At 66.7% G+C, this 12,723-nt stretch carries 9 protein-coding genes, 1 rRNA gene and 1 riboswitch; of the genes, 6 read left to right on the top strand and 4 right to left on the bottom strand.

Annotated features, from left to right (window positions below; translation table 11 throughout):
- Window positions 1-92: 92 nt before the first annotated feature.
- Window positions 93-179, top strand: a riboswitch (glycine riboswitch).
- A 229-nt stretch (window positions 180-408) separates the two neighbouring features.
- The 5 genes from gcvH (at window position 409) to lipA (ending at window position 7,300) form a co-directional block, all read left to right on the top strand.
- The gene (gene gcvH, locus DIE06_RS36840) at window positions 409-783 is read left to right on the top strand and encodes a glycine cleavage system protein GcvH (protein ID WP_124665621.1); all 375 of its coding nucleotides are present in this window, start codon (window positions 409-411) and stop codon (window positions 781-783) included.
- Window positions 780-3,659 carry an aminomethyl-transferring glycine dehydrogenase gene (gene gcvP / locus DIE06_RS36835; RefSeq protein WP_221624094.1) on the top strand — a complete coding sequence of 960 codons (2,880 nt, stop codon included), beginning with the start codon at window positions 780-782 and terminating at the stop codon, window positions 3,657-3,659. Before gcvH ends, gcvP begins: the two co-directional genes overlap by 4 nt.
- A 132-nt stretch (window positions 3,660-3,791) precedes the next feature.
- Window positions 3,792-5,048 carry a serine hydroxymethyltransferase gene (gene glyA, locus DIE06_RS36830; RefSeq protein ID WP_124665619.1) on the top strand — a complete coding sequence of 419 codons (1,257 nt, stop codon included), beginning with the start codon at window positions 3,792-3,794 and terminating at the stop codon, window positions 5,046-5,048.
- Between the two features lie 150 nt (window positions 5,049-5,198).
- A complete protein-coding gene (gene gcvT, locus DIE06_RS36825) occupies window positions 5,199-6,323 on the top strand; it encodes a glycine cleavage system aminomethyltransferase GcvT (RefSeq protein WP_124665618.1) in 1,125 nt (374 codons plus the stop codon).
- 32 nt (window positions 6,324-6,355) lie between these two features.
- Entirely contained in the window at window positions 6,356-7,300 is a 945-nt protein-coding gene (lipA, locus tag DIE06_RS36820; RefSeq protein ID WP_260433893.1) for a lipoyl synthase, read from the top strand.
- Window positions 7,301-7,390: 90 nt separating this feature from the next.
- Here the strand turns inward: lipA and DIE06_RS36815 are convergent, their stop codons facing one another.
- From DIE06_RS36815 to DIE06_RS36805, 3 genes are read right to left on the bottom strand one after another with little or no spacing between them, the layout of a single operon-like run.
- Window positions 7,391-8,581: an acetyl-CoA C-acetyltransferase gene (locus tag DIE06_RS36815; RefSeq protein ID WP_124665616.1), complete on the bottom strand. Its 1,191-nt coding sequence runs from the start codon at window positions 8,579-8,581 to the stop codon at window positions 7,391-7,393.
- Between the two features lie 18 nt (window positions 8,582-8,599).
- The gene (locus DIE06_RS36810; protein ID WP_124665615.1) at window positions 8,600-9,367 is read right to left on the bottom strand and encodes a 3-hydroxyacyl-CoA dehydrogenase; all 768 of its coding nucleotides are present in this window, start codon (window positions 9,365-9,367) and stop codon (window positions 8,600-8,602) included.
- Between the two features lie 27 nt (window positions 9,368-9,394).
- Window positions 9,395-11,068: an acyl-CoA synthetase gene (locus DIE06_RS36805; RefSeq protein WP_124665614.1), complete on the bottom strand. Its 1,674-nt coding sequence runs from the start codon at window positions 11,066-11,068 to the stop codon at window positions 9,395-9,397.
- Between the two features lie 135 nt (window positions 11,069-11,203).
- On the opposite strand from DIE06_RS36805, the gene DIE06_RS36795 reads away from it, so the two are divergent.
- Window positions 11,204-12,217, top strand: a complete 1,014-nt coding sequence (locus DIE06_RS36795) for an AraC family transcriptional regulator (RefSeq protein WP_124665613.1) — start codon at window positions 11,204-11,206, stop codon at window positions 12,215-12,217.
- Between the two features lie 177 nt (window positions 12,218-12,394).
- On the opposite strand, the gene rrf is transcribed toward DIE06_RS36795, so the two are convergent.
- Window positions 12,395-12,507: ribosomal RNA gene (gene rrf / locus DIE06_RS36790) — 5S ribosomal RNA — on the bottom strand.
- Window positions 12,508-12,723: the final 216 nt, after the last annotated feature.

Here is a 12,723-nt window from a genome sequence, read left to right as displayed (position 1 = left end):
ATGTTGACGTCTCCCGTTCCGTTGACGTCAACATGCTACGTGAATATAGACCAGTTAACAACGGAACAGGACACTAGATTGTCGCCAGCTATCGTGATGTGTCAGGAGAGACCGCCGTCCGGCGGCGCCGAAGGGGAATCGCCCCAGAAACTCTCAGGCAAAAGGACTGACGCATCGATTAGCGCTCTGGAGAGTAGGCCTCTGGTCGCCGACCAAGCCTCGCCGAAGGAGAAGCGCCCCGTCGGGGCGCGTAATCTCTCAGGCAAATGGACAGAGGGGGCATCAGGCACGCAGCCTGGAATGCCCCGGTCACGTCCGGATGCCGACTCGTCGATCATCCTCCCGCCGTTGCACTTCCGGCTTGCGTGCGCCGCATCACTCAACGCAACCCTGTCAGGAAGAGAGCACATGAGCGAGGTCCGATACACCGAATCGCATGAATGGCTGCGCGTCGAAACCGACGGCAGCGCCACCGTCGGCATTACCGACCACGCGCAATCGCAGCTGGGCGACCTGGTCTATGTCGCGCTGCCGAACGAAGGCGACGTCTTCGCCCAGCATGACGAAGCCGCCACGGTCGAATCGGTCAAGGCCGCCGGCGAGGTCAAGATGCCGGTATCCGGCACCGTGCTGGAAGCAAACGCCGCCCTCGGCGACACGCCGAGCCTCGTCAACGATTCGGCGGAAGGCGACGGATGGTTCTTCAGGATGCGCCCCGACAACCCGGAGCAACTGGCCGGGTTGATGGATGCCGCCGCATATCGCGCCTATATCGGCGAATGACGGAGACGGCCATGAGCGCTTTCGATTCCGTTGCGCAGCGCGAGTTGTTCGTCCGCCGCCACATCGGCCCCGATACCGACGAGCAGGCCGCGATGCTGGCCGAGCTCGGCGTGGATTCCATCGACGAGCTGGTGACGCAGGTCGTCCCCGCGGCGATTCGCAGCGATGCTCCGCTCGCCCTGCCTCCCGGCTGCACCGAAGCCGACGCGCTGAACAGGCTGGCCGCACTGGCAGACCGCAACCAGGTGTTCCGCTCCTTCATCGGCATGGGATACCACGACACCCATACCCCGCCGGTCATTCAGCGCAACGTGCTGGAAAATCCGGCCTGGTACACGGCCTACACGCCGTACCAGCCTGAAATCTCGCAAGGCCGCCTGGAGGCGCTGCTCAACTTCCAGACCATGATCGCCGATCTGACCGGCCTCGAAATCGCCAATGCATCGATGCTCGACGAAGGCACCGCGGCCGCGGAGGCGATGACGTTCTGCCAGCGCGTCGCCCGGTCGGACAGCCGGATCTTCTTCGTAGCGCGCGATTGCCATCCGCAGACGATCGAGATCATTCGCACGCGTGCGGAACCGATCGGCATCGAGATCGTCGTCGGCGATCCGCGCCGCGATCTGTCCGGCACCGGCTGTTTCGCGGCGCTGCTGCAATATCCGGGCACCTTCGGCGACATCCACGACTACCGGGGCGTGGTCGACACCCTGCACGCCAACGGCGCGCTGGCCGTGGTCGCCGCCGATCTGCTCGCGCTGACCCTGCTCGCGCCGCCGGGCGAATTCGGCGCCGACGTGGCGGTCGGCACCACGCAGCGTTTCGGCGTGCCGCTGGGCTACGGCGGCCCGCACGCCGGCTATTTCGCGACGCGCGACGCCTTCATGCGCACGATGCCGGGACGACTGGTCGGCGTGTCGATCGATGCGCACGGCCGTCCGGCGCTGCGCCTCGCGATGCAGACGCGCGAACAGCACATCCGGCGCGAGAAGGCCACCAGCAACATCTGCACCGCACAGGTGCTGCTTGCCAACATCGCCGGCTTCTACGCGGCCTATCACGGCCCGCATGGATTGATCACGATCGCGCGCCGCGTCCACCGCCTCACGGCAGTCCTGGCCGCAGGCCTGCGCCGGATCGGCCATGCCGTGCCGATCGAATGCTGTTTCGACACCGTGACGGTCGACTGCGACGGTCGCACCGATGTTCTGCACGCGGCGGCCCGCGCTCGCCGGGTCAATCTGCGCGTCATCGACGAGCGCCGGATCGGCATCTCGCTCGACGAGACGACCACGCCCGACGACGTCGTCATGCTCTGGTCGATCTTCGCCGAAGGGCGCGACGTTCCCGATTTCGCGACCGTCGAGGCCGTCACCGCCGATGCGTTGCCTGCTCCGCTGCTGCGCCGGAGTGCCTTCCTCACGCACCCGGCGTTCAACAGCCACCATTCGGAAACGCAGATGCTGCGCTACCTGCGCCGGCTCGCCGACCAGGATCTCGCGCTCGACCGCACGATGATTCCGCTCGGCAGTTGCACGATGAAGCTGAACGCCACGGCGGAAATGATGCCGATCACATGGCCGGCATTCGCCCGGCTGCATCCGTTCGCACCGGCCGCACAGGCCGACGGCTATCGCGCGCTCGCCCGGGAACTCGAGGCGATGCTGTGCACGATCACCGGTTACGACGCCGTGTCACTGCAGCCGAACGCAGGCTCGCAAGGCGAATACGCGGGCCTGCTCGCGATCCGCGCGTATCACGCCAGCCGCGGCGAGGCACGGCGCGACGTCTGCCTGATTCCATCGTCGGCGCACGGCACCAACCCGGCATCCGCGCAGATGGCCGGCATGCAGGTCGTCGTCGTCAAGTGCGACGACGACGGCAACGTCGACATCGACGACCTCGCCGTCAAGGCCGCCCGGCATGACAGCAGACTGGCCGCGATCATGATCACCTATCCGTCGACCCACGGCGTGTTCGAGGCCCGCGTGCGCGACGCCTGCGACATCGTTCATGCGCACGGCGGCCAGGTCTACATCGACGGCGCCAACATGAACGCGCTGGTCGGCCTTGCCCGGCCGGGCGCCTTCGGCGGCGACGTGTCCCACCTGAACCTGCACAAAACCTTCTGCATCCCGCACGGCGGCGGCGGCCCCGGCGTCGGCCCGATCGGCGTCAAGGCGCATCTCGCACCGTTCCTGCCCGGCCATCGGGAAGGCCGCGTGCCGGGTATCGGCGCGGTGTCCGCCGCTCCGCTCGGCAGCGCCGGCATCCTGCCGATCACGTGGACCTACATCACGTTAATGGGAACGCGCGGATTGCAGCGCGCAACCGAGACGGCGATCCTCAACGCCAACTACATCGCCGCGCGCCTCTCGCCGCACTACCCGATCCTCTACACGGGTCCGAACGGCCGCGTCGCGCACGAATGCATCGTCGACCTGCGGCCTTTGAAGGACAGCAGCAGCATCAGCGTCGACGACGTCGCCAAGCGCCTGATCGATTTCGGCTTCCACGCGCCGACGATGAGCTTCCCCGTTGCCGGCACGCTGATGATCGAGCCGACCGAATCGGAATCGAAGGCGGAACTCGACCGGTTCATCGACGCGATGATCGCGATCCGCGGCGAAATCGCGGCCGTGGAAGCAGGCACGCTGGATGCGGAAGACAATCCGCTGAAGCACGCGCCGCACACGGCGGCCGAGCTCGTGGGCGACTGGCGTCACGTGTACTCGCGCGAGCAGGCCGTCTATCCGCTCGGCGTCGCGACGACGGCGGCCGGCAAGTACTGGCCGCCGGTTTCGCGCGTCGACAACGTGTACGGCGACCGCAACCTGGTGTGTTCGTGTCCGCCGATGGAAGCATATCAATCGTGACGCAACCAGCCGGCTCGGGCGCGGGCAATGTGCCGCGCACGAGCCGTGCCGATTCCCCCTTAACCGAATTCAACCTACGGAAGCGGCCGTGCAGCAGACGCGCATGCCGCTTCGATACCAGGAGAAGGACGAATGTTCAGCAAGGACATGCGGATCGAAGGCTTCGATGACGATCTGTGGACGGCGATGGAACGTGAGCGCATTCGCCAGGAAGACCATCTCGAGCTCATCGCGTCGGAAAACTACGCGAGCCCGCGCGTGCTGCAGGCGCAAGGCTCGGTGCTGACCAACAAGTACGCGGAAGGGTATCCGGGCAAGCGGTACTACGGCGGCTGCGAATTCGTGGATGTTGCCGAGCAACTGGCCATCGACCGCGCGAAGGCGCTGTTCGGAGCGGACTACGCGAACGTGCAGCCTCATTCCGGCAGCCAGGCCAACGCCGCCGTCTACATGGCTCTGCTCGAGCCGCACGACACGATACTCGGCATGAGCCTCGCGCACGGCGGCCACCTGACGCACGGCGCGCATGTGAATTTCTCGGGCAAGCTCTACCGCGCGGTGCAATACGGCCTGAACGTCGGGACCGGCGAGATCGATTACGACCAGGTCGAGGCGCTGGCGAAGGCGCACCGGCCGAAACTGATCACGGCCGGCTTTTCCGCCTATTCCCGCGTGGTGGACTGGGCACGCTTCCGGCGGATCGCCGACGCGGTAGGCGCATACCTGTTCGTCGACATGGCTCACGTGGCAGGCCTGGTCGCGGCCGGCGCGTACCCGAATCCGCTACCGCATGCGCACGTGGTCACCACGACGACCCACAAGACACTGCGCGGCCCGCGCGGCGGCCTGATTCTCGCCCGGGCGAACCCGGAGATCGAGAAGAAGCTCAACACGATCGTGTTCCCCGGCATCCAGGGCGGCCCGCTGATGCACGTCATCGCCGCCAAGGCCATCGCGTTCAAGGAAGCGCTGTCGCCCGAATTCAGAATCTATCAGCAGCAAGTGAAGGCCAATGCCCGGGCCATGGCCGCCCTGTTCGTCGAACGCGGCTTCGACATCATCTCCGGGGGAACGGACAACCATCTGTTCCTCGTGAGCCTGATCCGCCAGGGGCTGACCGGAAAGGCGGCCGATGCGGCACTGGGCCGCGCGCACATCACCGTGAACAAGAACGCGGTGCCCGACGACCCGCAGAGCCCGTTCGTCACCAGCGGCATTCGCATCGGTACGCCCGCCGTGACGAGCCGCGGCTTCAAGGAAGCCGAAGCGCGCGCGGTGGCAGGCTGGATCTGCGACATTCTGGCCGATATCGAGAACCCGTCGGTCATCGACCACGTCCGGCGACAAGTCGCCGAACTGTGCCGCGCGTTCCCGGTATACGGCAAGTAACGGCAGTGCCGGCCATCGCGTGACCGTTCATCGGCGGAGACTTCGACATCCCCGATGAGCGGCACACGCCAACGGAGACGGGATCATCTCCATCACTCCGTACTCCGAATCTGTATCGCGTGCGACCTTTGAAAACCCTGTTGACCTGGAATGACGATGACGACCCGACTTTCCCGCACCCCACTCCATGACCTTCACGTCGAGCTCGGTGCGAAAATGGTACCGTTCGCCGGATACGAGATGCCCGTGCAGTATCCGCTCGGAATCCTGAAGGAGCATCTCCATACGCGCGACCAGGCGGGGTTGTTCGATGTCTCGCACATGGGGCAAGTGCTGTTGTCTGGCCCGGATGCCGCCGCCGCACTCGAAACGCTGGTGCCGATCGACGTGATCGACCTTCCGCAGGGCATGCAGCGCTATGCGCTGTTCACGAACGACCAAGGCGGCATTCTCGACGACCTGATGATCACCCGCTTCGGCGATGCCGAACTGGTCGTGGTCGTCAACGCCGCGTGCAAGGACCGGGACATCCGCCATCTGAATGCGCGGATCGGTCATCGCTGCGATGTCGTCGAACTGGCCGACCGTGCGCTGCTCGCCCTGCAAGGGCCAGCCGCCGCTTCGGTCCTGGCGCGTCTCGCGCCCCGCCTGGCCGAGTTGGTCTTCATGCAGAGCACCCGTGTCGAACTGGCCGGAGCGGCGTGCATGGTCAGCCGCTCCGGCTATACCGGCGAGGACGGCTACGAGATCTCGGTGCCGGCCGATCGGGCGGAAGCGCTCGCACGCCTGCTGCTGGCCGATCCCGCGGTCGAGCCGATCGGCCTCGGCGCGCGCGATTCGCTTCGCCTCGAAGCCGGTCTGTGCCTGTACGGCCACGACATCGACACCGGCACCACGCCGATCGAAGGCGGGCTGCGGTGGGCCCTCTCGACCGTGCGCCGCCCGGCCGGCGCGCGCGCCGGCGGCTATCCCGGCGCAGACGTCATCGCGAAACAACTTGCCGAGGGCGTGACAAGACAACGCGTCGGCTTCGTCGTGAAAGACCGGGTGCCGGTGCGCGAGGGCGCCGATATCGTCGACGCCGACGGACGCTCGATCGGCACGGTGACGAGCGGCGGCTTCGGTCCGACGTACGGCGGCCCGGTAGCCATCGGCTACGTCGCCACCGAACATGCGACACCGGGCACGGCGCTGCATGCGATCGTCCGCGGCAAACCGGTCCCGATGGAAGTCGCGAGAACTCCGTTCGTCGCGCAACGCTACTACCGGGGGTAAGCATGGCGAACACGGACACCCGCAACACGCCGATGGCCGCTGGAACCAGGCTCTCCGCCGCCGAAAAAATGGCACGCATCCCCGTGAAGATCGTCCCGACCGAACCGGCCGACGTGCCGCGCAAGCCGGAATGGATTCGCGCGGCCTTTCCCGGCTCGCGCGAGGTGATGGCGCTGAAGAAGATTCTGCGCGAGCAGAAGCTGCACACGGTATGCGAAGAAGCCGGCTGCCCCAACCTCGGCGAGTGCTTCGCTCACGGTACGGCGACCTTCATGATCATGGGCGACATCTGTACACGGCGTTGCCCGTTCTGCGATGTCGGACATGGCCGCCCGCTTCCGCTCGATCCGGACGAACCGGCGCGACTCGCCGAAACCATCGCCGCGATGCGGCTCAAATACGTGGTGATCACGTCGGTCGATCGCGACGACCTGCGCGACGGTGGTGCCGCACACTTCGCGGCTTGCATCCGCGCCGCGCGCCGGATCGATCCGGCACTCAGGATCGAGGCGCTGACGCCGGATTTTCGTGGCAGGCTCGAGGTCGCGCTGAACCTGCTCACGGCATCCGCACCGGACGTGTTCAACCACAATCTGGAAACCGTGCCGCGCCTGTACCGCGAAGCGCGTCCAGGCGCCGATTACCAGCACTCGCTCAACCTGCTGCGGGCATTCAGGGCCGCGTCGCCGAACGTGCCAACCAAGTCGGGCCTGATGCTGGGCCTCGGCGAAGAAAGCGACGAAGTCGATCAGGTGATGCGGGATTTGCGCGCGCACGGCGTCGACATGCTGACACTCGGTCAATACCTGCAGCCGACCCGTCACCACCTGCCCGTGAAACGCTTCGTCACCCCTGCGGAATTTGCGCAGTTGCGGCAACGCGCGCTCGCGCTCGGGTTCAACCAGGTCGCATCAGGGCCGATGGTACGTTCGTCCTATCACGCCGATCTGCAGGCGAAAGGCGACACGGTCGAGTGACGGCGCGGTCGGCGAAGCGCGTGCACGACTCGCTTCGCCAATGCGGCGGCACGGCCTCGCGCCATGCCGCCTGCGCCCTCCCGGCACGCGTTACGCGACGCGCTCGATCGCGATCGCCGTCGCCTCGCCGCCGCCGATGCACAGCGATGCGACACCGCGCTTCAGGCCATATGCCTCGAGCGCGGCCAGCAGCGTCACCATCACGCGTGCGCCCGATGCGCCGATCGGATGGCCGAGCGCGCACGCGCCGCCATGCACGTTGACCTTGTCGTGCGGCAGCTCGAGATCGCGCATCGCGGCCATCGCAACCACCGCGAAGGCTTCGTTGATCTCGAACAGGTCGACGTCGCGCAGGTTCCAGCCGGTCTTCTCCGACAGCTTGCGGATCGCGCCGATCGGCGCCGTCGCGAACAGGCCCGGCTTGTTCGCGTAGGTCGAGTGCCCGACGATCACCGCCTTCGGCGCGAGGCCGAGCCGGTCCGCTTCCGAGCGACGCATCATCACGAGCGCGGCCGCGCCGTCCGAAATCGACGACGAATTGGCCGCCGTCACCGTGCCGCCCTCGCGAAACGCCGGCTTCAGTGTCGGAATCTTGTCGAGCTTCGCGTTGCCCGGTTGCTCGTCGATCGACACGACGGCTTCCGTCTTGCCGGCCTTCACGGTCACCGGCGCGATCTCCGATACGAAGCGCCCTTCCGCGATCGCGCGTTGCGCGCGCGTCAGCGACGTGATCGCGAACGCATCCTGTTCCTCGCGCGTGAACTGGTAGGCCTGCGCGCAATCCTCCGCGAACGTGCCCATCAGCCGGCCCTTGTCGTACGCGTCCTCGAGCCCGTCGAGGAACATGTGGTCGAGCACCTGGCCGTGGCCCATGCGCATCCCCGCGCGCGCCTTCGGCAGCAGGTACGGCGCATTCGTCATGCTCTCCATCCCGCCCGCGACCGCCACGTCCGCGGATCCGGCCAACAGCAGGTCGTGCACGAACATCGCGGCCTTCATCCCGGAGCCGCACATCTTGTTGACCGTGGTCGCGCCCGCGGACAGCGGCAAGCCGGCCTTCAGCGCGGCCTGCCGCGCCGGCGCCTGGCCCTGGCCGGCCGGCAGCACGCAGCCGAACACGATTTCATCGATGCGCTCGGCCGGCACGTTCGCGCGCTCGAGCGCCGCGCGGATCGCCACCGCGCCGAGCTCGCTCGCGCTGGCCGCGGCCAGGTCGCCCTGAAAACCACCCATCGGCGTGCGCGCCGCGCCGACGATTACGATCGGATCCTGTGTCGTCATGATTGCATTCCTCCAGTGTCAGCGCGGTGCCATGCGCAGCGCGCCATCGAGACGGATGACCTCGCCGTTCAGCATCGTATTCTCGGCGACGTGGCGCACCAGCGCCGCGAATTCGTCCGGGCGGCCGAGCCGCGGCGGGAACGGCACGCTCTTGCCGAGCGCGTCCTGCACGTCCTGCGGCATGCCGGCCATCATCGGCGTCGCGAAGATGCCCGGCGCGATCGTCACCACGCGAATGCCGAACCGCGCGAGCTCGCGCGCGATCGGCAGCGTCATGCCCACCACGCCGCTCTTCGATGCCGCATAGGCCGCCTGCCCGATCTGCCCGTCGAATGCCGCGACCGACGCGGTGTTGACGATCACGCCGCGCTCGCCTTCCGCGTCGGCGTCCTGCTTCGACATCGCGTCGGCCGCCAGGCGGATCATGTTGAACGTGCCGACCAGGTTGATCGATACCGCGCGCGCGAAACGATCGAGCGAATGCGGGCCTTCGCGGCCGACGACCTTCTCGCCCGGCGCGACGCCCGCGCAGTTCACGAGCGCATCGATGCGGCCGAACGCGTCGCGCGCGGCGGCAATGGCTGCCAGCCCGTCGGCTTCGCTCGTCACGTCGGTCTTCACGAAGCGTGCGGATGTGCCGAGTTCGTGCGTGAGGCTCGCGCCAGCGTCTTCATTGACGTCCAGCAGCATGGCCTTGCCGCCTTCGGCGACCACCATGCGCGCCACTGCAGCGCCGAGCCCCGAACCGGCGCCCGTAATCAGAAAAACGCGATCCTTGATATTCATTCGCAGTCCGTATTCAGTATTCGATGTTCAGGATTGAGCGACCTTCTCGGCTTCCATCTTGCGCAGTACGAAGCGCTGGATCTTGCCGCTCGGGGTTTTCGGCAGCGCGTCGACGAAGTCGATCGCGCGCGGATAGGCGTGGGCCGACAGCCGCCGCTTCACATGCTGGCTCAGTTCGTCGGCCAGCGCCGGCGTGCCGTCGAAGCCTTTCGACAGCACGACGAACGCCTTGACGATCTCCGTGCGCTCCGGGTCCGGCACGCCGATCACCGCGGCCTCGCTGACGGCTGGATGCTCGATCAGCGCGCTTTCCACGTCGAACGGGCCGATCCGGTAGCCGGACGACGTGATCACGTCGTCCGCGCGGCCGATGAAGCTCACGGTGCCGTCCGGCTCGAGCTCGACGTTGTCGCCGGTCCGGTAGTAGCCGCCCGCAATCGCCGGCGTGTCCTGCTGCCAGTAGCCGTGGAACCACAGCAGCGGCGAGCGCGCGATGTCGATCGCGAGGTTGCCGGGCTCGCCCGGACCGAGCTCGCGACCGGCCTCGTCGAGTACCGCGACGCGATAGCCGGGCATCGCGAAACCGGCCGAACCGGCATGAACGACGTGCGTGAGCCCGTGGTGGTTGTTCACGACCATCCCGAGTTCGGTCTGGCCGTAGTGGTCGTAGATCGGCGCGCCGAGCGCCGCGTGGAACCAGCGCACGACTTCCGGATTCAGCGGTTCGCCCGCGCTGCTGACGACCCGCAGCTGCCCTTTCACGCGTGCCGCCGCATCGGTGCCGGCCGCCATCAGCATCCGGTACGCGGTCGGCGAACCGGCGAGGCTCGTGATGCCGAGCCGTTCGATCACGTCGTAGGTGCTGTCGACCGTGAAGCCGCCCTCGTACAGCGTCGTGGCATGGCCGAGCAGCAGCGGGCCCGTGATCGCGTAATAGAGGCCGTATGCCCAGCCCGGATCGGCGATGTTCCAGAAACGGTCGCCATCGCGCAGGTCCACTGCGTCGCGCATGTATGCGCCGAACGCGAGCAGCGCGCGCAGCGGCACCGGCACGCCCTTCGGCAAGCCCGTCGTGCCCGACGTCGACATCATCATGAACAGGTCGGTGCCCTTGCGCGGCACCGGTTCGAACGTGTCGGACTGTGCGTCGAGCGCCGCGCGGAAATCGATGTCTTGAGCCGGCAGCGCGTCGCCCGCCTCGCGCGCCGTCGCGACCCGCGGGCAGTCCGCGATCTCGTCGAGCTTCGCGCGATTCGCGACGTTGGTGACGACCAGACGCGCATCGCTCATGCGCAGCCGGTGCTCGATCGCCTTCGGTCCGAACGCGGTGAAGAGCGGCTGATAGACGGCGCCCGCGCGCCACGTGCCGAGGATCGTCGCGACGAGTTCGGGCGTGCGCGGCAACAGGCCGGCAACCACGTCGCCCGGCTTCACGCCCTGCTCGACCAGCAGGTTCGCGACACGCGCCGACAGCGCCTGCATCTGCGCGAACGTGAAGCTGCGGTGCTGACCGCCGACGTCGATCCAGTCGAGCGCGATCGCGTCCGGGTCCGCTGCCGCATGCCGGTCGCAGCATTCGACACAGGCGTTCAGGCCCTGCTCCAGGTCGCCGTGCAGATGTGCGGCGGCGGTCTCGATACGAAAGCCGGCCACGGCGTCGGCGTAGGCCGGCACCACCCGGGCGGTTGCTCCATCACGCATGCGTGTCTCCTGTTCGTTATGACCGCCGGCGAACCGGGGTATATCGATGATGGTAGACAGCCGTCACATTGCAATCAATGACAAACAGAATCTAGAATCGTGATCGTTTTTGCCATGCCTGGAGGGCACGAAAAAATGGGGCCGCAGATGATCTCGCCGGATTTCGTCGAAGATGCGCTCGAGAGCCTGCGCCGGCGACGGATGCCGACCGAGGCCGTGCTGCGTGCCGCCGGCCTGCCGGCCGCCGTGCGCGAGCCCGTCACGCCGCAGCAGTACGGCCGGTTGTGGCTGGCGATCTCCAGCGCGATCGACGACGAATTCTTCGGGCTCGCGGCCCGCCCGATGCGGCGCGGCAGCTTCACGCTGCTGTGCCATGCGGTGCTGCACGCAGGCACACTCGAGAAGGCGCTGCGGCGTGCGCTGCAGTTCCTGCGCGTGGTGCTCGACGAACCGCACGGCGAGCTCGTGGTCGCCGACGGCCAGGCGCAGATCGTCCTTACGCAGGCCGGCGCACCGTATTCAGCGTTCGCTTACCGGACGTTCTGGCTGATCCTGCTCGGTGTCGCCTGCTGGCTGATCGGCCGGCGCATTCCGCTGCAGCGCATCGATTTCGCGTGCCCGAGCCCCGACCAGCGCAGCGACTACCACCAGTTCTTCGGGGTACCGGTACATTTCGACCGTCCCGACAGCCGGCTTGCCTTCAACGCCGCATACCTCGCGCTGCCGACGATTCGCTCCGCGCAGGCGCTGAAGACCTTTCTGCGCGGCGCGCCCGGCAATCTACTCGTGCGCTATCGACACGACACCGGCTGGGTGGCGAAGACGCGTGCACACCTGAAGGCGCTGCCGGCCGCCGAGTGGCCGGACTTCGACACGCTGGCCGTGCGCCTCGGTACGACGCCCGCGACGCTGCGGCGACGCCTGCGCAGCGAGGGGCAAAGCTTCGCGTCGATCAAGGACGAGCTGCGCGGCGCGCTGGCCCAGTCGCTGTTACGCGGACACACGCTCAGCGTCGCGGAAATTGCGGCGGAACTCGGTTTTACCGAGCCCAGTGCGTTTCATCGCGCGTTCCGGAAATGGACGGGGACGAGCCCGGGGGCGTTTCGGCGGGATGTCAATGCGGCGCAGGCGGTGGCGAAAGCGGAGTAGCCTTTCGAGTAGCCGCGATGCCGGAGTGCGCGGGCCGCTGCGGTCCGCTTGCCGGTCATGCGTGGAATCCCGCCCCTTCGAACTGATTGCAGGACCCTGAGTCGATGCCGACGCATGTTTTCGTCGCGCCAATGCAAAAACCCCCGCCTTTACGGGCGGGGGTTCTTGGCTTAGGGAGCCTGACGATTACCTACTTTCACACGGGAATCCGCACTATCATCGGCGTAGAGTCGTTTCACGGTCCTGTTCGGGATGGGAAGGGGTGGGACCGACTCGCTATGGTCATCAGGCAAAGAGGGTTGTCACGTTGCTTCGCAACGCGACCAATCTGGGAAGAAGCAGTAATCTTGGTTGTGTGTATCACACACGAGAATCCAACCTGTCGCCTGGATCTTGCTCAGTGCTTGCACACTGCGCCGATCTACAAGGCAGACTTGTTATAGGATCAAGCCTTACGGGCAATTAGTATCAGTTAGCTGAACGCATTACTGCGCTTACACACCTGA

It is taken from the genome of Burkholderia sp. Bp8998 (genome assembly GCF_003854235.1).
GTDB lineage: Bacteria > Pseudomonadota > Gammaproteobacteria > Burkholderiales > Burkholderiaceae > Burkholderia.
Note: the sequence above shows the minus strand (reverse complement) of the source record. Positions and strands in the feature narration are given on the sequence as shown.

What these genes read in the sequence shown, in the direction of transcription:
- gcvP (WP_221624094.1), top strand. Translation starts at nt 780, where the DNA reads ATGACGGAGACGGCCATGAGCGCTTTCGATTCCGTTGCGCAGCGCGAG.
- gcvH (WP_124665621.1), top strand. Translation starts at nt 409, where the DNA reads ATGAGCGAGGTCCGATACACCGAATCGCATGAATGGCTGCGCGTCGAA.
- glyA (WP_124665619.1), top strand. Translation starts at nt 3,792, where the DNA reads ATGTTCAGCAAGGACATGCGGATCGAAGGCTTCGATGACGATCTGTGG.
- lipA (WP_260433893.1), top strand. Translation starts at nt 6,356, where the DNA reads ATGGCCGCTGGAACCAGGCTCTCCGCCGCCGAAAAAATGGCACGCATC.
- DIE06_RS36815 (WP_124665616.1), bottom strand. Translation starts at nt 8,581, where the DNA reads ATGACGACACAGGATCCGATCGTAATCGTCGGCGCGGCGCGCACGCCG.
- gcvT (WP_124665618.1), top strand. Translation starts at nt 5,199, where the DNA reads ATGACGATGACGACCCGACTTTCCCGCACCCCACTCCATGACCTTCAC.
- DIE06_RS36805 (WP_124665614.1), bottom strand. Translation starts at nt 11,068, where the DNA reads ATGCGTGATGGAGCAACCGCCCGGGTGGTGCCGGCCTACGCCGACGCC.
- DIE06_RS36795 (WP_124665613.1), top strand. Translation starts at nt 11,204, where the DNA reads ATGGGGCCGCAGATGATCTCGCCGGATTTCGTCGAAGATGCGCTCGAG.
- DIE06_RS36810 (WP_124665615.1), bottom strand. Translation starts at nt 9,367, where the DNA reads ATGAATATCAAGGATCGCGTTTTTCTGATTACGGGCGCCGGTTCGGGG.